Origin of the sequence: Deinococcus sp. Leaf326 (assembly GCF_001424185.1) — a bacterium.
Classification (GTDB): Bacteria; Deinococcota; Deinococci; order Deinococcales; family Deinococcaceae; genus Deinococcus.
This window is the reverse complement of record NZ_LMOM01000021.1, coordinates 392,780-414,050: the sequence shown is the minus strand read 5'-3', so window position 1 is coordinate 414,050 and position 21,271 is coordinate 392,780. Positions and strand designations below refer to the sequence as shown.

Sequence of the window (21,271 nt, the reverse complement as noted above, 5' to 3'; positions counted from 1 at the left end):
TAGCCTTAGTCCAAGCTTTAAGAAACTTGAAGATGGAACCGCTTCCGCAAGCGAGCAGTCCTGGCAACGGTGCCTGGGCCGTCCATCTGGAGGACCTATGAAGAAAGTTGTGACTATCCTCGGTCTCACCACTGCTCTCGCTGCCGCCGGTCAGGGCAGCGCCGTCACCGTGACGCTCGCCTGCGGAACCGTAGGCCAGGAACTTCAGCTGTGCAAGGACGGCGCCGCGCGCTGGGCCAAGAAGACGGGCAACGACGTCAAGATCTTCGAGAGCCCCAACCTCACGAACGACCGCCTGGGCCTGTACCAGCAGCAGCTCGCCGCGCGCAGCAGCGATATCGACGTGTACCAGCTCGACATCGTGTGGCCCGGTCTGCTCGGCCAGCACTTCGTGGACCTCAAGAGCAAGGTGCCGGCCAGCGAACAGAACGGCTTTTTCAAGGGCATCCTGGACGCCAACACCGTGAACGGCAAACTGGTATCGCTGCCCTGGTTCACCGACGCCGGCCTGCTGTTCTACCGCACCGACCTGCTCAAGAAATACGGCTACAGCGCGCCCCCCAAGACCTGGGCCGAACTCGCCACCATGGCGAAGAAGGTGCAGGACGGCGAGCAGAAGACCAACAAGACCTTCGCCGGCTACGTGTGGCAGGGCAAGAACTACGAAGGCCTGACCTGTGACGCGCTGGAATGGGTTTCGTCCTTCGGCGGCGGAACCATCGTCGACAGTACCGGCAAGGTGACCATCAACAATGCCAAGGCGGCGGCGGCGCTGGACGCGGCGGCGAGCTGGGTGCGCAACGTCAGCCCGCAGGGCGTCACCACGTACGACGAGGAAGCGGCCCGCGGCATCTTCCAGTCGGGTAACGCAATGTTCATGCGCAACTGGCCCTACGCCTGGGCCAACGGCCAGAGTGACGACAGCAAGGTCAAGGGCAAGATCGGCGCCGCGCCCCTGCCCGCTGGCCCCGGTGGCAAGCCCGCCGCCACACTCGGCGGATGGAACCTCGGCGTGAGCATGTACAGCAAGAACCAGGCCGCCGCCATTGACCTCGTGCGCTACCTGACGAGCCCGGCCGAGCAGAAGATCCGCGCCATCGAGGGCAGCTACAACCCCACCCTGCCCGCCCTGTACAAGGACGCGGCAGTCCTGAAGGCCAACCCCTTCTTCGGCAGCCTGTACGGCGTGTTCACCAGCGCGGTGGCCCGTCCTTCCGGCCCGACCAAGGAGAAATACAACCAGGTCTCGCAGGCCTTCAGCGGCGCCGTGAGCGAAGTGCTGACCGGCAAGACCAAGGGCCAGGCGGCCGTCGCCAAACTCTCGACCGACCTCGCGCGCATCAAGGGCCGCGGCTGGTAAATGTTTTTCCGCACGCGGTTGCGGAAGAACGCCACAGGAGGAACGCCCCGCGCCGGGTGTTCCTCCTGTTTCATTTAAAGCGGTCCTGAGCGGCGCGTACCCTAGGTACAGCCCCCCATCCAGACGCCAGCCCGGCCGCGCCGCTTCGTCCCTGCCCGCCCAGACGACAAGGAGAGAGTGCCCATGACTGTCAACACTCCCGCACCCGCACCGGCCGCGCGACCGGTCAAGACCCGCGGTATCGAGGCCGCCCGCGCCCGGCAAGCCATGTGGCTGCTGATGCCCACGTTGATCGTCATCGCGCTCGTGGCCGGATACCCGCTCTACCGCACCATCTTCTTCTCGTTTCATGAAGCCAACCTGACCACCCCGGATCAGGCGACCTTCATCGGCGCCGGTAACTTCTGGTTCACCAACGAGGACGGCATCGGCCTGGGCTTCTTGCAGGACCCGCGCTGGTGGCAGTCGGTAAAGAACACCATGCTGTTCACGGTCGTCTCGGTCACGCTGGAAACGATTCTGGGCATGATCATCGCGCTCGTGGTCAACAGCGCTTTCCGGGGCCGGGCGTTCCTGCGGACCGCCATGCTGGTGCCCTGGGCCATTCCCACGGTCGTCTCGGCGCAGATGTGGGCCTATATGTACAACGACTCCTTCGGCCTGATCGGACGCGGCGTGTTGAGCGGCCAGGCGCTCCTCGCCAGCCCCGACACGGCCGTGTGGGCCATGGTCGCCGTGGACGTCTGGAAGACCACCTCGTTCATGGCCCTGCTGATCCTGGCGGGGCTCCAGAGCCTGCCGAGCGATATGTACGAGGCCGCCGACATGGACGGCGCGAGCAAGGCCCGGCAGTTCTGGAGCATGACATTGCCGCTGCTGCGCCCGGCCCTGCTCGTGGCGCTGGTCTTCCGCAGCCTCGACGCCCTGCGCGTGTTCGACATCATGTACGTGATGCTGGGCGCCAACAACGCCGCGAGCACCTCCATGACCGGCTACGCGAGGTTGCAGCTCATCGACAACTCGCTGCTGGGGCTGGGCAGCGCTGTGTCGGTGGCGATCTTCCTGATCATCATGGTCATCGTCGTGGTGTACGTCACCGCCTTCCGCGTGAAGTTCGACTAAGGAGACTGCCACCATGGACATGAAACGCACCAATCCGGGGCTGTACTACCTCCAGCGCACGCTGTTCTATCTGCTGGTGGTCGTCATCGCCTTCTACCTGCTCTTTCCCTTCCTGTGGGCCGTCCTGACGAGTTTCCGGGGGTCGGGCGACCTGTTCCTGCCGCCCCTACAGTTCATTCAGGCGCCCTCAACGCTGGCAAACTACGCGCAGGTCTTTGCCAACGCCAGCTTTCAGCGCGGGCTGCTGTTCAGCCTGATCGTGGCGGTCGGCAGCGTGCTCGTCAGCCTACTGTTCGGGTCGTTCGCGGCCTACGCGCTGGGACGCTTCCGCTTCAAGGGCAAGCAGGTCATCATGTACATCATCCTGGCGGTCAGCGTGTTTCCGCAGATCGCCGTGCTGGGCGGCCTGTTCACCCTGATCCGCACCTTCGAGCTGTTCAACAACCCGCTGGGCCTGATCCTCTCGTACCTGATCTTCACTATTCCCTTCACGGTATGGGTGTTGACCAGCTTCGTGCGCGACATTCCCGGCGAACTGGAAGAAGCCGCGCTGGTAGACGGCGCTTCTCCGCTCCAGACGCTGTTCCAGGTGCTGTTCCCCGTGATGATGCCCGCTCTGGTGACGACCGGCCTGCTGGCCTTCATCAACGCCTGGAACGAATACCTGTTCGCCCTGACCTTCACGAGCTCCAACCGCACGGTGCCGGTCGTGATCGCCAACTACTCGGGCGCGTCGCAGTACGACCAGCCCTGGGGCCCGATCATGGCCGCGAGCATCGTGGTGACTATTCCCCTCATCGCCCTCGTGCTCATCTTCCAGCGCAACATCGTCTCGGGCCTGACCGCCGGAGCCGTGAAGGGCTGAGTCTCTTCCCGACCATCCAGGCCGCTCCTTCGGGGGCGGTTTTCTTTGGCCTGCTCCGGGGGTGTCCTGCGCGGATCTCGCTGGACCCTGGCCGCCCAGACGACGCACCCACCGATGATTTCAGGTCGGCAACGAGTTGAGGCTGCTTTCTCAATCCAGCTCCACGCTCAGGCCGTCATGGGCGAACCTCCAGTCCACCGGCAGCGGGACCCGGCGTACGTCCACATCGTGCGACAGGTGGGTCAGGACAACCCGCCTCGCCGTGCGTGCCCAGGGCAGCGCCAGGGCCTCGCGCACGTCGTACACACTGCGGCCCGCATGTTCGGCGCCCGACTCGTCCACGAAGGAGGTCCCCAGGACCAACAGGTCAAGGTCGGTCAGCTCCTGTGCACCCACGTCCTCCGGCACGTCGATGGAGTCGGTCATGACCACGCCGCGCCAGCCGGGCCGCGACAGGGCAAAAGCGTGGCTGCGGCCGTTGGCGCCGTGTGGAACCCCGAACACCCGGAGACGCAGATCCCCGAGGTCCAGACCTTCTGGGGGCAGCGGCTGGACCGGAGCCTCGGCACGGAAGGCGTAGGCGAAGCGCCCAGCGATCTGCTCGGCCACGGCGGGCGGCGCGTACATGGGCAGCGTGCCCAGTTCGTAGCTGCGGTAGTCGAGCAGGTCCCCCAGCCCCAGAATGTGGTCGTTGTGCGCGTGCGAGAACACCGCGAGGTCGGGCACCACTGCCTTGCCCAGTCGCGCGAACTGCGCGTGCAGATCGGCCCCCGCATCGAGAAGCGCCGTGTGGCTGCCACTGCGCAGCAGCAGCGCCGTGCGGGTCCGGCGGTTGGCGCCCGTACCTCGCGCCTCAGTGCAGACCGGGCAGGCGCACCAGAAGCGCGGCACGCCCTTGCTGTCGGCCGTGCCGAGAAAGGTCAACGTGGCCGGCGAACGCCCGGAGGTCAAGGCGCCAGCAGCTCGCGGGTCGCGCGGGCGAGGTCGCCGCTGCGCGCCAGACTGCTGCCGACCAGAACCGCGTCGGCCAGACCGCGCACCGGGATAAGGTCGGCGGACGCGCGGTAGCCGCTCTCGGCCACGAGCACGCCCCCGTAGCCCGCATCGCGTGCCCGGCGGATCAGGCGGGGGCTGACCGCGAGATCGATGTTCAGGGTGGTCAGGTCGCGGTTGTTCACGCCCAGAATGCGCGCGCCGCTGACCAGGGCGATGTCCAGCTCACGTTCGTCGTGGACCTCCACGAGGGCGTCGAGGCCCAGGTGGTGTGCATAGCCCAGGTACTCGCCCACAGCCTCGCCCAGCACGCTGACCATCAGGAGGGTGGCCGCAGCTCCGTACTCGGCCGCCTCGCGCAGCATCGCCGGGTGGACAACGAAATCCTTACGCAGTACCGGCAGGGTCACGGCTCCGATCACCTCACGCAGCGCGTCCAGATGGCCGTCGAAGTAGCGCGGCTCGGTGAGGCAGCTGATGGCCGAGGCGCCGCCCTGGGCATACTCGCGCGCGGCGGTGGCGGGGTCCAGCGGCGCGATGGCGCCCTCACTGGGGCTGGCCCGCTTGACCTCGGCGATCAGGGCGAGGCGGCCGTCTCCCGAACCGCGCAGCGCTGTCTCGAACCGCCGCTCGCCCACGCGGGGCGCCCCCAGGCCGGGGTCGGCGTCCCGGTAGTCCTGCACCCGTCCGGCCACGATGCGCCCCAGTACCCCCGGCACCCTGCTGAAATCCACGTCGCGCACAGCGGTCATGCGCCCGAGTATAGGGCCGGGACTCCTGGCACCCACGCCGGGGGAGGGGCATGTTAGCCTGCGAAGATATGAGCCTCGCTCCCGGCAACGGCCCCGTCCAGATTTCGCCCGACCAACTGCGCGCCCGCACCAACGAACTCGCAGCCCGTATCCGTGAGGACTACGCGGGCAAGGAACCTCACCTCATCTGCGTGCTCAACGGCGCGTTCATGTTCCACACTGACCTTGTGCGGGCGCTGGGCATGACCTGCACCATCGACTTCATGCAGACAAGCAGCTACGGCGACGCCAAGCAGAGCAGCGGTGAGGTCAAGCTCGTCAAGGACCTGCAGTTTCCGCTCAGCGACCGCCACGTGATCCTGGTCGACGACATCGTGGACACGGGCATCACCATGAACTACCTCATCCACTACCTCCAGGGGCGCGGCCCGGCCAGCCTGAAGGTCGCCGCGCTGCTCAGCAAGCCCAGCCGCCGCAAGGTCGAGGTGCCCGTCGAGTACCTAGGCTTCACCATTCCCGACGCCTTCGTGTACGGCTACGGGCTGGACCGCTCGCAGTACGACCGCAACCTGCCCTTCATCACCAGCCAGGAATAACCCCCCTTTTCAGATGCTGGCCGTCCTGATACTGGTCGTGACCGTGGCCCTGGTGATCTGGCGGCCCGGCGGGTACGCCGAGGCGTGGTTCGCGCTGGCGGGTGCGGCGTTGGCCCTCTTGACCGGTGTAGTGCACGTCGGCGACCTGCCGACCCTGTGGAACGCCACCTGGAACGCCACGCTGACCCTGGTGGCCCTCATCGCGCTGAGCCTGCTGCTCGACGCGGCGGGACTGTTCCGCTGGGCCGCGCTGCACGTCGCACGCTGGGGCGGGGGCAGCGGCCGGCGTCTGCTCGCGCTGCTGGTCGTGTTCACGGCCGTGGTCGCGGCGATCTTTGCCAACGACGGGGGCGTGCTCATCCTCACGCCCATCGTGCTGGAACTGGCCTCGGCCCTCAAGCTCAACCGCGCCGCCACGGTCGCCTTCGCGCTCGCGGTGGGCTTCGTGGTGGACGCGGCCAGCCTGCCCCTGCCGATCTCGAACCTGACCAACATCATCGCCGCCGACCACTTCGGCTGGAACTTCGCCGAGTACGTGCGGGTCATGCTGCCAGTGAACCTGGCGGTGGTGATCGCGTGTCTGGTCACGCTGCTGCTGGTCTACGGCCGCACGCTGCCCAAGCGCTACGACTTGGGCGAGCTGCCCAACCCAGCCGACGCCGTGCGATCGTGGGGCGTGTTCCGGGCGGGGTGGGTGGCGCTGGCCGCCCTGCTGATCGGGGTCTTTACGGCCGAGCGTCTGGGCGTACCGCTCTCGGCGGTGGTCGGGGCCTGCGCCGCCGGAGTCGCGCTGGTGGCGGCCCACAGCCGCGCCGTGCAGACCTGGGCGGTGCTGCGCCGCGCGCCCTGGGGCGTGGTGGTCTTCAGCCTGGGCATGTATACGGTGGTGTATGGCCTGCGCGGCGCGGGCGTGACCGGCCTATACGGCGACTGGATGGCCGCCCAGGCTGAACACGGCCGCCTAGCCGCCGTGCTGGCCCCCGGCCTGAGCGTCGCCGCCCTGAGTGCGGGCCTGAACAACCTGCCCGCCCTGCTCACGGCCCTGCTGGGCCTGGACCACATCCAGACGGCCAGCCGCGACCTGCTGGGCTACGCCGCCCTGGTCGGCGCGGATATCGGCCCCAAGCTCACGCCCATCGGCTCGCTCGCCACGCTGCTGTGGCTGCACATCCTGCGCGGGCGGGACGTGGAGGTGGGCTGGGGCGAATACCTCAAGGCCGGCCTGATCCTGACGCCCCCGGTGCTGATGGTTGGCCTGTTGACGCTGTGGCTGGTGTACTAGGGCGGGGACGGAGCCTGGCCCCACGCCCCACGCCCTCTGCTCATCTCGCCTGAATCCGTTCGAGGAGTGCCGTGTTGCGCGCCTCCCGCTGCCGAGCGGCGGCGCGCACCCAGGCGGAAGCCGAGCCGGCGGCGTGGAAGCGGTCACGGGCACGGGTCAGGGCGGTGTAGACCAGATTGCGCGAGAGCATCGGCATGTGGGCCTCATGCAGCACACCGAGCACCTGCGGCCACTCGCTCCCCTGCGCGCGGTGGACTGTCAGGGCATAGCCGAGTTGCAGGTTGAACAGCTCCGCGCCCGCGAGCTCGACGATGTTGCCGTCGAAGTCCACCGTCAGGCGGCCCCCGTCGGCCTTGAGAACCATGCCCAGCGTGCCGTTAAAGATCTCGTTCGTGTAGTCGTTCTTGGTCTGCACGACCGTGTCGCCGGGGCGGGCGTGGCCCTCGGCGATGCGCACGCCGCCCTCGCCGGGGTTGAACAGGCTCTGGAGCTGCGCGTTCAGGGCGTCCATGCCCAGCGGCCCCTTGCGCATGGGCGTGAGCACCTGCACCGCCGCCGGCCCGCCGAGGTCACGCACCATCAGGGCCACGCGGCGGGCCCCCACGTCCGGCTCGGTCTCGGTGAGGGTCAGGCGGGGGTCGCCCCACTCGGGAGCCTGGGCGTGCAGCAGACCGTGCGCCGCGCGAATGATGGGGTTCTCGGCTGCCTGGCGGTACACCTGCGTCAGCGTGACGGTCGGGGCCACCTGGGTCAGCGCCAGCAGCGGCAACCCGGCGTCCACCGGGGGCAACTGGTCGGTGTCGCCCACGAGCAGCACCCGCGCGCCCGGCGGCACTGCCGCGAGCAGCGAGAGCATCAGGCCGTCGCCCATCATCGAGACTTCGTCCACGATGAGCAGGTCGTAGGGCGCGGGTTCGAGGTGGTTGTGCCGGAACCCCGCCGGGCCGTAGCCCAGCAGGCGGTGCACCGTGCTCGCCGTGCGGCCCGTCACCTCGCCCAGCCGCCGCGCCGCCTTGCCGGTCGGCGCGCACAGCCCGACTTCCAGCCCCAGCGACTCGGCGAGGTCGGCGACCGCGCGGGTGGTCGTGCTCTTGCCGGTGCCGGGACCGCCGGTCAGGACGACCAGGCGGTGCGCCTCCATGAGGTGCAGCACGCTGGCCTGCTCGTCCGACAGCCCGACCTCCGCGCCCACCGTCACCGTCCACTCGTCGCCGCCGGGGGGCGTGGCGAGCAGGGTACGGACCAGCGTGGCGAGCTTCTTCTCGGCGCGCAGTACGGGCGGCAGATAGATGCGGCTGGTGTCACCCACGCTGTCGTCCTTGAGGCGGCCGAGTTCGACTGCCGTCTCGACCGCGAGCCGGGCCTGCTCGGGCGAGACGCGGGTGTAGTGCGCCACGCCGCGCTCGGCCCGGTCGCGCGGCAGGAAGCTGTGGCCGCTCTGCTGCGCGGCCTGTTGCAGCGCGTACACGGCGGCGGCCGTGAGGCGCCGGGGGTCGCCCTGCTCGCCGCCCGCGCCCTGCCACAGCTTGTCGGCAGTCAGGAACCCTATGCCCTCGACCTCAGTGAGGGCGAAGAGGTCGGCTTGGAGGCGTTCCAGAGCCGTCTCGCCGAAATGCTTCACGGCCCGCTGCGCCTGCGAGATGCTCAGGCCCAGGCCCTGGAGTCCCGCGAGCAGCCGCCGCTCGAGCCCCTGCTGGCTCCAGCTCGACACCATCTTGTGCAGGGTGCTCTGGGTGACGCCCGGCACCTGCAACAGGCGCTGCGGGTCGTGTTCCAGCAGGTCGAAAGCTTCGGCCCCGAAGGCCTTGGCGAGCCGGGCGGCGAGCACCTTGCCGACCCCGCCCACGCGCGCTTCGAGGTAGGCGGCAACCCCGGCCTCGGTGAGGTCGGCGGGCGTGGCCTCCAGGACCATGTTCAGCACACGGTACTGGTGGCCGTACTCGCGGTGTTCTTCGAGCAGCACGTCGGCGCTGAAGCTGTCGCCCGCCTCCAGCGGCGGCATCAAGCCGATAACGGTGGCGTCGGGGTCCTCGCCCTCGTCGTTGCGAATCCGGGCGGTCATGACGGTAAAGCCGCTGTCGGACCGGAAGCGCACTCGGTTTACGCCCCCGGACACCCGGAACGGCTCGGTTGGGGAGGCTGCGGTCATCGCCGCGCAGCATAGCGCGGGCCAAGACATTCTGTGGTGAGCGTAATGGACGTGGCAAGCACGAGGGAGGGAACAGGGATGTAGATCGTGTGCCCTATAGCGCGTGGCAGAGAGAAAACAGGGCAGCGGGGCGCCGGGCCAGCTTCCCCGACCCCAACCGCGCAACTTCCTCGAAAGCCACCGTGCGCAGCGAAAAAGCTCTCCCTCCTCTGGAGCGGGTTGGGGGAGGGAAAGTCGACCCTACACGCCTCCAGACAGAGAAGTCTTCCTGTTCTCCCCCGTCCCACATGCTATTTTTCCGTTATGCGCGTACTTCACACCGCCGATTTCCACGCCGGGCGGATGCTGCGCGGTTTCGACCGCACTCCCGAGATTCACGACGCCCTGACCGAGATCGCGGCCCTCGCGCGCACCGAACGCGCCGACGCCGTGCTCGTGTCGGGCGACCTGTTCGACACGGGCAACCCGTCGGCGGGGGCCGAGCACGCGGTCTTCGACTTTTTCCTGCGGCTACGCGACGCGAGTATTCCGGGCGTGGTCATCGCCGGGAACCACGACTCGGCCGCGCGGCTCGCCAGCGTGACGGGGCTGCTGGGCTGGGTGGGCGTGCAGGTGGTGGCCCAGCCGACCGCCAACCCGCTGGATATGGTGCGCCGGATCGAGACGAAGAGCGGCGAGACGCTGACGGTGGGCGCGCTGCCCTACCTGTCCGAGCGGCGGCTGGTCAAGGCGGCCGACCTGCTGGGCGGCGACACCGGGACGTGGCGGCAGAAATACCGCGAGGGCATGGGCTTTTTTCTGCGGCGACTGGGCGAGGGCTTCTCGGCAGGCAGCGTGAACATGCTCATGGCCCACGCCACGATGGACGGCGCGGTGCCCAGCGGCTCCGACCGGGGGATGCAGTTCGACCTCACCAACAGCTACACCCTCTCGGGCCTGCAACTGCCGGCCGGGGCGCAGTACGTGGCGCTGGGGCACGTGCACAAGCCGCAGACGGTCAGCGAGGCGCCTCTGGCCTGCTACCCCGGCAGCGTCATCCAGCTCGATTTCGGCGAGAGCGGCGAGAAGAAGCAGGTCAACCTGATTGAAGTAGAGGCTGGGCGCCCGGCGCGCGTGCACGCCCTGCCGCTGGCGAGCGGGCGTGAGCTGAGGACCCTGCGGGTGGATCTGGAGCAGGTCGAGGCGCGGCTCTCGGGTCTCCAGGGCTTCGGCGGGCTGCTCAAGGTGGTCGTGCGGGCGCCCGCCGGAACCGCGCTGCCGGGCCTGAAGGACCGCGTGCTGAAGCTGGCCCCCAACACCCTAGCGGTCGAACTCGACGCGGCGCAGGAGGACCTGGCCCTGCCCGAGCAGAAGCGCGAGGGCCTGAGCCTGATGGAACTGTACGAGCGCTACTGGCGCGAGCGGCGAGGTGAGTTGCCCCAGGACCTGCGCGCCGCCTTCCGCGAGGCCGATCTCCAGGCCCAGGAAGGCGAGCCGGAGGCGGTGGCGTGAGACCGCTGCATCTGGAGTTGCAGGGCTTCACGGCCTTCCGGCAGCCGACCTCGCTGGACTTCGGCGACCTCGACCTCTTCGCGCTCGTCGGCCCGACGGGCAGCGGCAAGAGCAGCCTGCTCGACGCGATGACCTTCGCGCTGTACGGCCAGACGGCCCGGCTGGGGGCCTCGGGTCTCGACGCGCTGATCTCGCAGGGCGAGCGCGGCCTGAGCGTGTCGCTGACCTTCGAGGTGGCCGGCGTGACCTACCGCGCCACGCGCACCAAGGGCCGCAAGGCCGCCGAGAACGACGTGCGCTTCGAGCGCAGGGACGAGGACGGCCGCTGGACCGGCCTGAACGACGGCGGCGTGAAGGGCATCGGCGAGCGCATCCGCAGGGCGGTGGGGCTGGACTTCAAGACGTTCGCCCGCAGCGTGATGCTGCCGCAGGGCCAGTTCGCGGCGCTGCTGCACGGCTCGGGCAAGGACCGCCAGGCCCTGCTGGGCGAGCTGACCGGCCTGGACCATGTGCAGACGATGCAGAAGGTCGCGGCCGACCGCGCCAAGGAACTCAAGCACGAGACGCAGAGCCTGAACACCGTGCTGACGACCGAGTACGCGGGCGTGACCCCGGAGGCCGCCGCCGAGCTGCGGGCCGAGCGCGAGCGCCAGAGCGCCGAGGCCGAGAGCCTGAGCGACGCCCGCGAGCGCCTCCAGACTCAGGTGAGCCGCCTGCGCGACACGGAAAAGGTCTGGCGTACCCGCGAGGACACCCGCCGCCGCCTGAGCACGCTCGAGGCCCGCGCCGCCAGTGTGCGCGAAGGGGCCGAACGCGCCGCGCGGGCCAGGCAGGTCGCCGGGGTGCTGCCCCTCCTCGACCACGCCGAACGCGCCCGCATCGCCCACGAGCGCGAGACCCGCGCGCTGGCCCAGGCCCGGGAAGCCGCCGATGTGGCGGCGGGCGCAGTGGCGCAGGCCGAGGCTGCTCTGGCCCGCGCGCAGGAGCAGGAGACCCGCATTCCCGAGCTCGAGGCCCGCGCCGAGGCGCTGCGGGGTGCCGAGGCCGACGCTGCCCGCCTGAGGCGTGCCGGCGGCACCCCGCAGACCACCCACCCGCAACCGCTCGCCTGGGACGAGGACGCCTTCTACGCGGCGCGCGAGGGCGTGCAGAAACTCGACAAACTGCGCGGCGAGCGGGTACAGGTCGAGGCCCAGAAGGCCGCCCTGGAAGCCGACCGCGCCCGCCAGACCGCCGAACTGGGGCAACTGAAGGCGCTGGAGCAGGAACAGGAGCGGGTGAGGCGTGAGGGCCAGACGGCCAAGACCGACACCGAGCGCGCCGAGGCCGAGCTGCGCGCCGCCCAGGTCGGGGCCGGGGTCGCCGCCTACCGCACCCACCTGCATGTGGGCGAGCCGTGCCCGCTGTGCGCCCAGACGGTCCACACCCTGCCCGACACGCCGCCGGCCGACCTGTCCGGACTGGAGGCGCATACCGCTGCCCTGAAGGCCACCCTGGAGGGCCGCCGACTGCGCTACAAGGAGATCGGGCTGGAGCTGACCAGCCTGCGCCGCTCGACCGAGGCGCGCACGGCGACCCTGGCCGACTGGGACGCGCAGCTCCGGCAGCGCGAGGCCGACCTGCGCGAACTGGAGGGCCACGTCACCGGAGACCCGCAGACGGACGCCGCGCGGCTCCTGGCCGGTCTGGCAGGGCTGGTGCGCGCTGCGGGCCCTGATCCTGCCCGCGCCCGGCAGGCCGCACAAACCGAGGTCCAGACCCTGCGCCGGGGGGTGCAGACCGCACAGGCGGAACTGGCCCGCGTGCAGGGCGAGGGCGCCGCTGCCGGAGCCACCCTGCGTGCCGCACAGGCGAGTGCTGGGGGCCGTGAACGCGAGGCCCAGGAGGCCCTGACGGCCCTGACGGGCGCCCTCGCGGTCCTGGGGGTGGACGCCGCGCAGGCCCGCGCCGCCGCGCTGCCCGAAGCCGACATCGCCGCACACGAGGAGGCCGCCCGCACCTTCGGGGCGCAGCGCGCGCAGCTGACCGAGGCCCTGGCCGAACTCGACCGCCAGATCGGGCCGGTGCCTTTCGATCCGGCCGAGCTGACCCAGGCCACCCGCGACCTGAGCGCCACCGACGCCGCAGTGAATACCACCCGCGAGCGCGCCGGCGTGCTGGCCGAGCAGGAGCGGGCGCTGCGCGGACGCCTGGAGCGCAAGGCCGCCACCGAGGCCCGCGCCGCCGAGGCCGCCCGCACCTTCGACACCTGGCAGACCCTGACTACCTCGCTGCGCGCCAACGAGTTCCAGCAGTTCCTGCTCGCGGAGGTGGAAGCCCAGCTGCTGACGCGCGCGGGCATTCTGCTGCACGAGATCAGCGACGGGCGCTACCGGCTGGCCCTCGCCGACGGCGACTACGTCGTGCAGGACCTGTGGAACGCGGGCGAGGTGCGCGGCGTCAGGACCCTGTCGGGCGGCGAGACCTTCCTCGCCAGCCTGGCGCTCGCAATTGCCCTGAGCGACTATCTCGCCGGCAACAAGATTCTGGGCGCGCTGTTCCTGGACGAGGGCTTCGGGACGCTGGACCCGCAGGCGCTGGAGGCGGTCGCCGGAGCGCTGGAAAACCTGCGCACCCAGGGCCGCATGGTGGGCGTGGTCACGCACGTCGAGAGTCTCTCCGAACGCCTGCCCAGCCGCCTGCTCGTGACCAAGAGCGTGGCCGGCAGCAGCGTGCAGCGCCTCGACGGCTAGGCGGGAGGAATATCGGCAGCCCAGGCTGCCGGAGTCTGGAGGGCGGCGCGAGGTCTGTCGGCACGTAGCATACCCTCCTGCCGGGGCCGGGGTGCGGCGCCGAGCGACCGGTCCCAGACCACTTCTTAACTTCCTTCCCACTCTGTAGCCGCGCTGACGGGCCGCGAGGAACTGGCCCGCCACGCTGAACCCCATGACCCAGAACGAGACCCTGTTCGAGACGACCTCTTCCGCGCACGGCGGCCGCGCCGGGCATATCGAGGGCGAGGGTGGCCTGAACGTGCGCCTGGCCGTGCCGGAAGCGATGGGCGGCGACGGCGGCGAGGGCAGCACGCCCGAGGGCCTGTTCGCAGCGGCCCTCGCGGCCTGCTTCGCCAGCGCGATGGGAGCCGTGGCCCGGAGAGAGAACTACCCCGAATTCGGGGACATGGAGGTCAGTGCGACCGCCGGCCTGAGCCTCGACGGTGAGGCCCACAACCTGCACGCCGCACTGGACATCAAGCTGCCGGGCCTGAGCAACGAGCAGGCGCAGCATCTCGTGGACGGCGCCAAGGACATCTGCGCCTATACCCGCGCCCTGAAGGGCAACGTAGAAATCGCGTACCGCCTGCACGACTGAGCGCAGAGCGCCCCAGGGAGCCCGGACGGAGAGACCCGTCCGGGCTCCTTCTTCAGGCCGGAACCTGTTCCTTGTCCAGCCGCGCGAAGATCATGCGGCCCACGTTGGTCTGCATGTTGTTCACCACGACCACGCGCACCGGCTTGTTGCGTAGTTTCAAACCGTCCTCGACGACGACCATCGTGCCGTCTTCCATGTATCCCACGCCCTGCCCCGACTGCTGGCCGCTCTTGGTGATGGTGATGGTCAGGGTATCGCCTGCCTGAACCTGCGGCTTGAGGGCTACGGCCGCCTCATGGAGACTCAGGGCGTCTACGCCGTGCAGCTTGGCAATCCGCATGAGGTTGCTGTCGTTGGTCAGGATACGGGCACCCGTCTCGCGCGCCAGCCGGATGAGCTTGTCGTCCACGCCCACGAGGTTGGGGTCATCCCAGTCCTCGACGTGCAGGGGACGCTGCTCACGGAGGTCTTCAAGGACCTTCAGGCCGCGTTTGCCGCGCGTGCGTTTCTGAGGGTCGGAACTGTCGGCCAGCGTCTGCAATTCGCGCAGCACAAAGGCGGGCACCACGAGTTCGCCCTCCAGAAAGCCCGCGCGGCTCAGCTCCAGCACGCGGCCGTCGATGATCACGCTGCTGTCGAGGAGTTTGCCGCCGGGCTTGCGCCGCACCTGCGACGAGGCCAACGCCCCGAAGGCATCGGCGTTGCGCACCGCGAAGGTGATGAAAAAGGCCGCCAGCACCACCGTGACGATCAGGCTCAGGCCCCAGGAGGCGAAGGGCAGCGCGCGCAGCAGGTTGCCCAGCAGCACGCTCAGGAGCAGGGCCACGATGAGGCCGAAGGTCGCGGCGGTGACGGTCTTGGGCGAGAGGCGGTCGTACCAGCGCCGCAGCCCTCCGGTCTGGACGAGCACGAACTTCTCCGCGCGGGGGGCGAGCAGCAGGCCCGTGAACATCCCGGCAAGCATCAGGCTGACCGTGTTGAGGGCAGCGGTCTCGGGCGACCCGGACACCGCCAGAGCCGCGCCGCCGCCGTAGCCGGCGATCAGGCCCAGCAGCATCATGGCGAGTCGGAACCACAGCATCGCCCGCCAGTGTAGCGGCCCGGCCCCAAGTCCTGCCAGGAAAGGCGTCCCGGACGCCGGACACGGCGCGCGATAATGCACGCGTGCCCTCCCCCACCGACCGCGCAGCCGCCCCCCTTCCCTCCGGCCTGCCCGAATTCAGGCTGCCGGTCATGGACCCCGCCTTCGTACAGGACCCCTACCCCCTGCTGGCGCGGCTGCGCGCCGAACGGCCGGTGTTCCGCGATCCGGGCATGAACCGCGTGGTCCTGACCCGGCACGCCGACATCTCGGCCGCGCTGCGCGACAGGAGGCTGGGCCGCAGCGCCCTGCACCGCTACTCGCGCGACGAACTCGGCTGGCCGCTCCCCGATCCCCGGCAGGCCAATTTCGACGCCTTCAACGCCAACCACCTCCTTGACTCCGAGCCGCCCAAGCACACGCGGCTGCGCTCGCTGGTCAGCCTGGCGTTCACGCCGCGCCGGGTTGAGCGTCTCATGCCCCGGATCGAGGAGATTCTGGAGGCCCAGCTGCGCGGCCTGGACACCGGGGGCCCTTTCGACCTCGTGTCTCGCTACGCCGAGCCGCTGCCCGTAACGGTCATCGCGGAACTGCTGGGCGTGCCGGAGGAGGACCGCGCCGGGCTGCGTCCCTGGTCGGCGGCCATCGTGCGGCTCTACGAGCCGAGTGCCAGCGCGCAGGCCCAGGCCGAGGCCGAGGGGGCCGTGCTGGACTTCAGTGCCCTGATCCGGCGACTGGCCCGCGAGCGCCGCGCCGAACCGCGCGATGACCTCATCACGGCGCTCGTGCAGGCCGAGGACGGCGGCGACCGCCTGAGCGAACAGGAACTCGTGGACGCCTGCATCCTGCTGCTGAACGCCGGACACGAGGCGAGCGTGAACGGACTGGCGGCGGGCGTGCTGGCCCTGCTGCGCCGGCGCGAACACTGGGAGACGCTGGTGGCCGCCGCCGGGCGCGCGGACAGCCTGGCAGTGTTCCGCACGGCGGCAGAGGAACTGCTGCGCTACGACACGCCGCTGCCTCTCTTCGAGCGCATCGTCTTGGAGCCGATGACCCTGCACGGCGCCGACCTGCGGCCCGGCGACCGCCTCTCGCTGCTGTACGCCAGCGGCAACCGCGACAAGCAGAAGTTCGCGCGCCCCGACGAGCTCGTACTGGACCGCGACCCCAACCCGCACCTGACCTTCGGGCTGGGCATCCACTACTGCCTGGGAGCGCCGCTTGCCCGCCTGGAACTCGCCCTGAGCCTGCGGGCCCTGTGCCGCACGCTGCCGGGCCTGCGGCTGGCCGACCCCGGGGCCCCCGCGCGCTATACGGGCGGGTTCGTGATCCGGGGGCTGGAACGGCTGGACGTGGTGGCCGGGTAGGTCTGCACCGGGCCCTCGCCTACACTGGGCCGCGATGACTGCACCGACCCTCACGATTGACGACGCGGTGAACCGCGCGGGCCTGGGGCCGTTCCAGTGGCGGCTGCTGGCGATCTGCGGCCTGACCTGGGCGGCCGACGCGATGGAGGTGCTGCTCATGGGGTTCGCGCTGCCGGGCATCAGCGCGTCCTTCGGGCTGGAGCGCGGCTCGGCCGACGCTACGCTGCTCCTCACGGCGACGTTCGTGGGGATGCTCGTCGGGGCGTGGTTCTGGGGCGCACTGGCCGACCAGATCGGCCGCCGCCGGGTGTTCCTGACCACAGTGACGCTCGGAGTGATGTTCGGGTTGCTGGGGGCCTTTTCGCCGAACCTGACGGTGCTCGTCTTGGCGCGCGTGCTCACCGGTTTTGCCATCGGGGGCACACTTCCGGTGGACTACGCGATGATGGCCGAGTTCGTGCCGACCGCGCAGCGGGGGCGATTTCTGGTGTACCTCGAGAGCTTCTGGGCCGTAGGCACGGTCGCCGTCGCCGCCCTGGCCTGGAGCCTGAGCACAACGCTGCCACCCGAGCAGAGCTGGCGCTGGCTGCTGGGCCTGGCCGCGCTGCCGGGGCTGCTGGGCCTGCTCGCGCGGCTGGGTCTGCCCGACTCGCCCCGCTCGCTGCTGCTGCGCGGTGAACCGGGGGCGGCCCGGCGGGCGCTCGAGCAGGTGGCGCGCGCCAACGGCCAGGAGCTGCCCGACTGGCCGCTCGCGGTGCCGGACGCCGCCGCCCGCACCCGCCCCGGCGCGCTGCTGCGGGGACCACTGGGCCGCCGGACCGCCCTGCTGGCCATGACCTGGTTCGGCCTGAGCCTGGGCTACTACGGCATCTTCACGTGGCTGCCCAGTTTCCTGCGGGCGCAGGGACTGGAACTCGGCGCGGTCTACCGCACCACGCTGCTGCTCGCGCTGGCGCAGCTTCCGGGCTACGCCCTCTCGGCGTATCTCGTCGAGCGGGTAGGGCGCCGGGTCACGCTCGCCGGGTTTCTGCTGCTGAGCGCGGTGGGGGCCTCCCTCTTCCTGCTCGCCACAGGAGCGCAGAGCGTGCTGGCGACCTCGGCCCTGCTGTCCTTCGCACTCCTGGGGGCCTGGGGCGCGCTGTATGCCTACACGCCCGAGCTGTTCCCCACGGCCGTGCGCACGACTGGCGTGGGCTTCGTCAGCGGTGTGGCGCGGCTGGCGAGCGCCGTGTCGCCCAGCGTGGGGGCGCTGCTGCTGACCGGCCAGCTGGGCGTGGCCCTGACCGTCTTTACCGTGTGTTTCGTGGTGGCCGCCGCCTGTGCCTGGGCCATCGGCGTCGAGACGCGGGGTCAGGACCTGCCCGACACGGTCTGAGGCGGTCCGGGTGCAGGACATCCGGGCCGGAAGAGTTTTTTCTAATCGCGTGTGGCGGCGCCGCTGCTCTAGGGTGACCACATGAACCGTCCCGACCCCCTGACCGCCGGCGTGGCCGACCTGCCCCCCGCCACCCCCCTCGCCTCGGCGCTGTTCACCGACCTCTACCAGCTCACCATGATGCAGGGGTACTTTCTGGCCGGGCTGCACACGCACCCCGCCACGTTCGACCTGTACTACCGCCGCAATCCCTACCGGGGCGGTTACGCGGTGTGGGCCGGGCTGGAAGTCGCGCTGGACTACCTGGAGGGCCTGCGGTTCACGCCGGACGACCTGAACTATCTGGAGACGCTGGGCCAGTTCCGGCCCGAGTTTCTGGAGGCGTTGCGCAGCTGGCGCTTCTCGTGCCGCGTAACGGCCTTTCCTGAGGGCCACGTCGTCTTTCCGAACGAGCCGCTGCTGACGGTGCAGGGGCCGCTGTGGGAGGCGCAGCTCGTCGAGACAGCCCTGCTGAACGTCCTGAACTTCCAGACCCTGATCGCCACCAAGGCTGCCCGCTGCCTGACGGCCGCGCAGCGTAGCCCCCACGGCGGGGCGGTCGTCGAGTTCGGAGCCCGGCGTGCGCAGGGCCCCGACGGCGCGCTCGGGGCCGCCCGCGCGGCGGTCGTGGGCGGCGCGACCGGCACGAGCAACGTCGAGGCGGCGCGGCGCTACGGGCTGGCGGCCGTGGGGACCCACGCCCACGCCTGGGTGGAGAGTTTCGCGGACGAGCTCGAGGCCTTCCGCGCCTATGCCCAGATGTACCCGGACAACACCACGCTGCTGATCGACACCTTCGACACGCTCGAGAGCGGGCTGCCCAACGCCTTGACGGTGGCGCGCGAACTGCGGGAGGCGGGACACGAACTGCGCGGCGTACGCCTGGATTCGGGGGACCTCGCCTACCTGTCGGCGCGGGTGCGGGCGCAGCTGGACGAGGCGGGCTTTCCCGGGGTCAGGATCACGGCCAGCAACGACCTCTCCGAGTCGGTCATCGAATCGGTCATCCGCGAGGGCGGGCGCATCGACGTCTACGGGGTAGGCACCCAGCTCGCCACCGGGGGCGGTGACGGAGGCGGCGCGCTGGGCGGCGTCTACAAACTGGTGGCCCTGAACGGGACCGACAAGATGAAACTGACCGGCGACCCCGGCAAGACCAGCGTGCCCGGCCCCAAGCGCGTGTGGCGGGGCATAGACGCCTCGGGCCGCCTCGCGCTGGACGTGGTGTCCATAGACACTGAGGCCGCTCCGCAGCCTAGCGAGCGCGTCGGCGACCCCGGCAACCCTCTGCGCAGCAGCCGCGTCCCGGCGGGCCTGACCTGGAGTGACGCCCGCGTACGCGTGATGGACGCGGGGCGCCGCCTCACTTCCCCCGAACCGCTGAGCGCGCTCCAGGCCCGCGCCCAGGCCGACCTCGCCCAGTTACCCGAGGGCACGCTGCGCCTGCTCAACCCGCACGTCTACCGCGTGAGCCTCAGCCGGCCGCTGCAGGAACGCCGCGACGCCCTCATCGCCGAACTGCGCGAGCAGCACGGGCTGTGAGGGGGGTGGGGTACCGGCCGGCCGGTCCGGGCTGCCGCTCCTGTGGCCCCCGCGCCTGGCCAGAGGGCCGGCCGCGCCCATGACCCTGGCGGTCTACATCGGGCGCTTTCAGCCGCCGCACCAGGCCCACCTGAACACCATGATGGACGCCCTGGACCGGCACGGGCGACTGCTGGTCCTGCCCGGCAGCGCCAACTTGGCCCGCAGCGTCAAGAACCCCTGGAGCGCCCCCGAGCGCGTGGGGATGATCCGTGCGGCGCTTGCCGAAACGGGGGCCGACCTGCGCCGCGTACGCTTCCGCGCCCTGCCCGACGAATTCGACACCGAACTGTGGACCGGGCAGGTGCGGAGGGCGGTCAATACGCCCGGCGCCGTCCTGGTGGGCTTCGAGAAGGACGTCACCAGCAGCTACCTGCGCTGGTTCCCCGAGTGGACGGCCGAGGCTTCGCCCATCACGCCGGGCCTGAACGCGACCGACGTGCGGCAGGCCTACTTCACGGACCAACTGCCCGAGCACCTACCGGGCGCCGTGCAAACCGCGCTGGCCGCCTTCCGGCAGACCCGCACCTTCCGCCGCCTCCAGGCCGAATACGCCGCCGTCCAGGCCGAGCGGGCGCGGCTGGCCGGGGCCGCGTCGCCGCTGCGGGAGGTGCGGCACTTTCAGCTCGCAGAGGGTCAGGTCTGGCTGCGCCGCCGCTCCGGCCCCATCGGGCGTGGGCTGTGGGAACTGCCGGGGCACTGGCTCGGCGCCGAGGAACCTTCGCCGCCCGGCGCGCGGGTGTTCAGCCATCCGTCGCGTTCACTGGTGCTGCCGAGCGTGGCCCATGTCCTGAATTCGGGCAGCGGGCCAGACCTGGACAGCGCCCAGCCGGTGCCGCTGGCATGGAGCCTAGCGCATCCCCGGCATTTTTTCGAGGACCATCAGGTCATTCTGCGCCGGATGTCGGGGTCGCTAGCAGCGCCGTGACCGCCTGCACCGCCGTCAGGGTCCCCGCCTGCACCGCCGCCCGCAACTCCGCCAGGCGCGTGGGCGACGTACCGGCCCTGAACACCTTCCATGCGGCCTCGCGCAGCAGGTCGTCGAACCATACGGCGGCCTGCGCCTGGCGCCGGGCCGGCAGGTCCATCTCGCGGGCGTAGTCCTGGGCCGCGGCCCACACCTCCGGCAGCCCCTCGCCCGTCACCGCCGACGCCCGCAGCGCCCGTGGTCGCCAGGGGGCCCCGTGAGGCGTGAGCAGGGTCAGGGCAGCGCGCAGCTGCGTCTGGGCGCGGATAGCCGCGCGCGGATCGAGGTCGGCCTTGTTCACCACACACAGGTCCGCGAGTTCCATGATGCCGCGTTTGACCCCCTGCAACTCGTCGCCCGCGTTCGGCAGAGTCAGCAGCACGAACAGGTCGGTCATGGCCGCCACCTGCGTCTCGCTCTGGCCCACACCGACCGTCTCGACGAGAATCACGTCGTAGCCGGCCGCCTCGCACAGCGTGACCGCCTCACGGGTCCGCCGGGCTACGCCGCCCAGCGTGCCCCCGCTGGGGCTGGGGCGGATGAAGGCGTTCGGATGCACAGCCAGCATCGGCATCCGCGTTTTGTCGCCCATGATGGAGCCGCCCGTGCGAGCGCTGCTGGGGTCCACGGCCAGAACGGCAACCCGGTGCCCCGCGTCGGCCAGCCAGACCCCCAGCGCCTCGATGAAGGTGCTCTTGCCCACACCCGGTACCCCGGTCAAGCCCAGCCGCAGCGAGCGGCCCACATGGGGCAGCACGGCTGCCAACAGCGTCTGGGCCTGGGTCTCGTGCTCGGGACGCGTGCTTTCGCTCAGAGTAATAGCCTGCGCCAGCGCCCGCCGCTCACCGGCCAGCAGGGGGGCGGCGAGGGGGTGGGCGGGAGCGGTCATGGGGTCATGGT

17 protein-coding genes are annotated in these 21,271 nt (G+C 70.3%); 12 read left to right on the top strand and 5 right to left on the bottom strand.

Annotated elements, in window-relative coordinates; all coding sequences use genetic code 11:
- Positions 1-97 precede the first annotated feature (97 nt).
- The 3 genes from ASF71_RS09015 to ASF71_RS09005 all read left to right on the top strand — a co-directional run bounded on the left by ASF71_RS09015 (position 98) and on the right by ASF71_RS09005 (position 3,347).
- Positions 98-1,360, top strand: a complete 1,263-nt coding sequence (locus ASF71_RS09015) for an ABC transporter substrate-binding protein (protein WP_056298256.1) — start codon at positions 98-100, stop codon at positions 1,358-1,360.
- 183 nt (positions 1,361-1,543) lie between these two features.
- The gene (locus ASF71_RS09010; protein ID WP_056298251.1) at positions 1,544-2,482 is read left to right on the top strand and encodes a carbohydrate ABC transporter permease; all 939 of its coding nucleotides are present in this window, start codon (positions 1,544-1,546) and stop codon (positions 2,480-2,482) included.
- Positions 2,483-2,495: 13 nt separating this feature from the next.
- Positions 2,496-3,347: a carbohydrate ABC transporter permease gene (locus tag ASF71_RS09005; protein ID WP_056298248.1), complete on the top strand. Its 852-nt coding sequence runs from the start codon at positions 2,496-2,498 to the stop codon at positions 3,345-3,347.
- 150 nt (positions 3,348-3,497) lie between these two features.
- Here ASF71_RS09005 and ASF71_RS09000 read toward each other — a convergent pair whose 3' ends face one another.
- Both ASF71_RS09000 and trpC read right to left on the bottom strand, forming a co-directional pair.
- The gene (locus ASF71_RS09000; RefSeq protein ID WP_056298244.1) at positions 3,498-4,298 is read right to left on the bottom strand and encodes an MBL fold metallo-hydrolase; all 801 of its coding nucleotides are present in this window, start codon (positions 4,296-4,298) and stop codon (positions 3,498-3,500) included.
- Positions 4,295-5,092 (bottom strand): indole-3-glycerol phosphate synthase TrpC, encoded by a 798-nt coding sequence (gene trpC / locus ASF71_RS08995; protein ID WP_056298241.1) that lies wholly within the window; start codon positions 5,090-5,092, stop codon positions 4,295-4,297. Before trpC ends, ASF71_RS09000 begins: the two co-directional genes overlap by 4 nt.
- A gap of 68 nt (positions 5,093-5,160) precedes the next feature.
- On the opposite strand from trpC, the gene hpt reads away from it, so the two are divergent.
- Entirely contained in the window at positions 5,161-5,688 is a 528-nt protein-coding gene (gene hpt, locus ASF71_RS08990) for a hypoxanthine phosphoribosyltransferase (protein WP_056298238.1), read from the top strand.
- 13 nt (positions 5,689-5,701) lie between these two features.
- Positions 5,702-6,970 (top strand): arsenical efflux pump membrane protein ArsB, encoded by a 1,269-nt coding sequence (gene arsB, locus ASF71_RS08985; RefSeq protein WP_056298235.1) that lies wholly within the window; start codon positions 5,702-5,704, stop codon positions 6,968-6,970.
- 40 nt (positions 6,971-7,010) lie between these two features.
- Here arsB and ASF71_RS08980 read toward each other — a convergent pair whose 3' ends face one another.
- Positions 7,011-9,119 carry an ATP-dependent RecD-like DNA helicase gene (locus ASF71_RS08980; RefSeq protein WP_056298233.1) on the bottom strand — a complete coding sequence of 703 codons (2,109 nt, stop codon included), beginning with the start codon at positions 9,117-9,119 and terminating at the stop codon, positions 7,011-7,013.
- A 303-nt stretch (positions 9,120-9,422) separates the two neighbouring features.
- Here ASF71_RS08980 and ASF71_RS08975 point away from each other — a divergent pair, with 303 nt between their 5' ends.
- The 3 genes from ASF71_RS08975 (at position 9,423) to ASF71_RS08965 (ending at position 13,961) form a co-directional block, all read left to right on the top strand.
- Positions 9,423-10,610: an exonuclease SbcCD subunit D gene (locus tag ASF71_RS08975; RefSeq protein WP_056298230.1), complete on the top strand. Its 1,188-nt coding sequence runs from the start codon at positions 9,423-9,425 to the stop codon at positions 10,608-10,610.
- Positions 10,607-13,342: an AAA family ATPase gene (locus tag ASF71_RS08970; protein ID WP_056298227.1), complete on the top strand. Its 2,736-nt coding sequence runs from the start codon at positions 10,607-10,609 to the stop codon at positions 13,340-13,342. Before ASF71_RS08975 ends, ASF71_RS08970 begins: the two co-directional genes overlap by 4 nt.
- A 193-nt stretch (positions 13,343-13,535) precedes the next feature.
- Positions 13,536-13,961 carry an Ohr family peroxiredoxin gene (locus tag ASF71_RS08965; protein WP_056298224.1) on the top strand — a complete coding sequence of 142 codons (426 nt, stop codon included), beginning with the start codon at positions 13,536-13,538 and terminating at the stop codon, positions 13,959-13,961.
- A gap of 52 nt (positions 13,962-14,013) precedes the next feature.
- Here ASF71_RS08965 and ASF71_RS08960 read toward each other — a convergent pair whose 3' ends face one another.
- Positions 14,014-15,042: a PIN/TRAM domain-containing protein gene (locus ASF71_RS08960; RefSeq protein WP_056298221.1), complete on the bottom strand. Its 1,029-nt coding sequence runs from the start codon at positions 15,040-15,042 to the stop codon at positions 14,014-14,016.
- 152 nt (positions 15,043-15,194) lie between these two features.
- Between ASF71_RS08960 and ASF71_RS08955 the strand changes: the two genes are divergently transcribed.
- The 4 genes from ASF71_RS08955 to ASF71_RS08940 all read left to right on the top strand — a co-directional run bounded on the left by ASF71_RS08955 (position 15,195) and on the right by ASF71_RS08940 (position 20,332).
- Positions 15,195-16,409 carry a cytochrome P450 gene (locus ASF71_RS08955; RefSeq protein WP_056298447.1) on the top strand — a complete coding sequence of 405 codons (1,215 nt, stop codon included), beginning with the start codon at positions 15,195-15,197 and terminating at the stop codon, positions 16,407-16,409.
- A gap of 34 nt (positions 16,410-16,443) precedes the next feature.
- Positions 16,444-17,784: an MFS transporter gene (locus ASF71_RS08950; RefSeq protein ID WP_056298215.1), complete on the top strand. Its 1,341-nt coding sequence runs from the start codon at positions 16,444-16,446 to the stop codon at positions 17,782-17,784.
- Positions 17,785-17,865: 81 nt separating this feature from the next.
- On the top strand, positions 17,866-19,365 hold the full coding sequence (locus tag ASF71_RS08945) for a nicotinate phosphoribosyltransferase (RefSeq protein WP_082505715.1): 1,500 nt from the start codon (positions 17,866-17,868) through the stop codon (positions 19,363-19,365).
- A gap of 79 nt (positions 19,366-19,444) precedes the next feature.
- Positions 19,445-20,332, top strand: coding sequence for a hypothetical protein (locus tag ASF71_RS08940; protein WP_056298212.1), 888 nt, complete (start codon positions 19,445-19,447; stop codon positions 20,330-20,332).
- Here ASF71_RS08940 and meaB read toward each other — a convergent pair.
- Positions 20,292-21,260: a methylmalonyl Co-A mutase-associated GTPase MeaB gene (meaB, locus tag ASF71_RS08935; RefSeq protein WP_056298209.1), complete on the bottom strand. Its 969-nt coding sequence runs from the start codon at positions 21,258-21,260 to the stop codon at positions 20,292-20,294. The two genes, ASF71_RS08940 and meaB, sit on opposite strands and share 41 nt — an antisense overlap.
- Positions 21,261-21,271 lie beyond the last annotated feature (11 nt).

Coding starts and splice junctions, on each gene's coding strand:
- ASF71_RS09015 (WP_056298256.1), top strand. CDS start 98: ATGAAGAAAGTTGTGACTATCCTCGGTCTCACCACTGCTCTCGCTGCC.
- ASF71_RS09010 (WP_056298251.1), top strand. CDS start 1,544: ATGACTGTCAACACTCCCGCACCCGCACCGGCCGCGCGACCGGTCAAG.
- ASF71_RS09005 (WP_056298248.1), top strand. CDS start 2,496: ATGGACATGAAACGCACCAATCCGGGGCTGTACTACCTCCAGCGCACG.
- trpC (WP_056298241.1), bottom strand. CDS start 5,092: ATGACCGCTGTGCGCGACGTGGATTTCAGCAGGGTGCCGGGGGTACTG.
- hpt (WP_056298238.1), top strand. CDS start 5,161: ATGAGCCTCGCTCCCGGCAACGGCCCCGTCCAGATTTCGCCCGACCAA.
- arsB (WP_056298235.1), top strand. CDS start 5,702: ATGCTGGCCGTCCTGATACTGGTCGTGACCGTGGCCCTGGTGATCTGG.
- ASF71_RS08980 (WP_056298233.1), bottom strand. CDS start 9,119: ATGACCGCAGCCTCCCCAACCGAGCCGTTCCGGGTGTCCGGGGGCGTA.
- ASF71_RS08975 (WP_056298230.1), top strand. CDS start 9,423: ATGCGCGTACTTCACACCGCCGATTTCCACGCCGGGCGGATGCTGCGC.
- ASF71_RS08965 (WP_056298224.1), top strand. CDS start 13,536: ATGACCCAGAACGAGACCCTGTTCGAGACGACCTCTTCCGCGCACGGC.
- ASF71_RS08960 (WP_056298221.1), bottom strand. CDS start 15,042: ATGCTGTGGTTCCGACTCGCCATGATGCTGCTGGGCCTGATCGCCGGC.
- ASF71_RS08955 (WP_056298447.1), top strand. CDS start 15,195: ATGGACCCCGCCTTCGTACAGGACCCCTACCCCCTGCTGGCGCGGCTG.
- ASF71_RS08950 (WP_056298215.1), top strand. CDS start 16,444: ATGACTGCACCGACCCTCACGATTGACGACGCGGTGAACCGCGCGGGC.
- ASF71_RS08945 (WP_082505715.1), top strand. CDS start 17,866: ATGAACCGTCCCGACCCCCTGACCGCCGGCGTGGCCGACCTGCCCCCC.
- ASF71_RS08940 (WP_056298212.1), top strand. CDS start 19,445: ATGACCCTGGCGGTCTACATCGGGCGCTTTCAGCCGCCGCACCAGGCC.
- meaB (WP_056298209.1), bottom strand. CDS start 21,260: ATGACCGCTCCCGCCCACCCCCTCGCCGCCCCCCTGCTGGCCGGTGAG.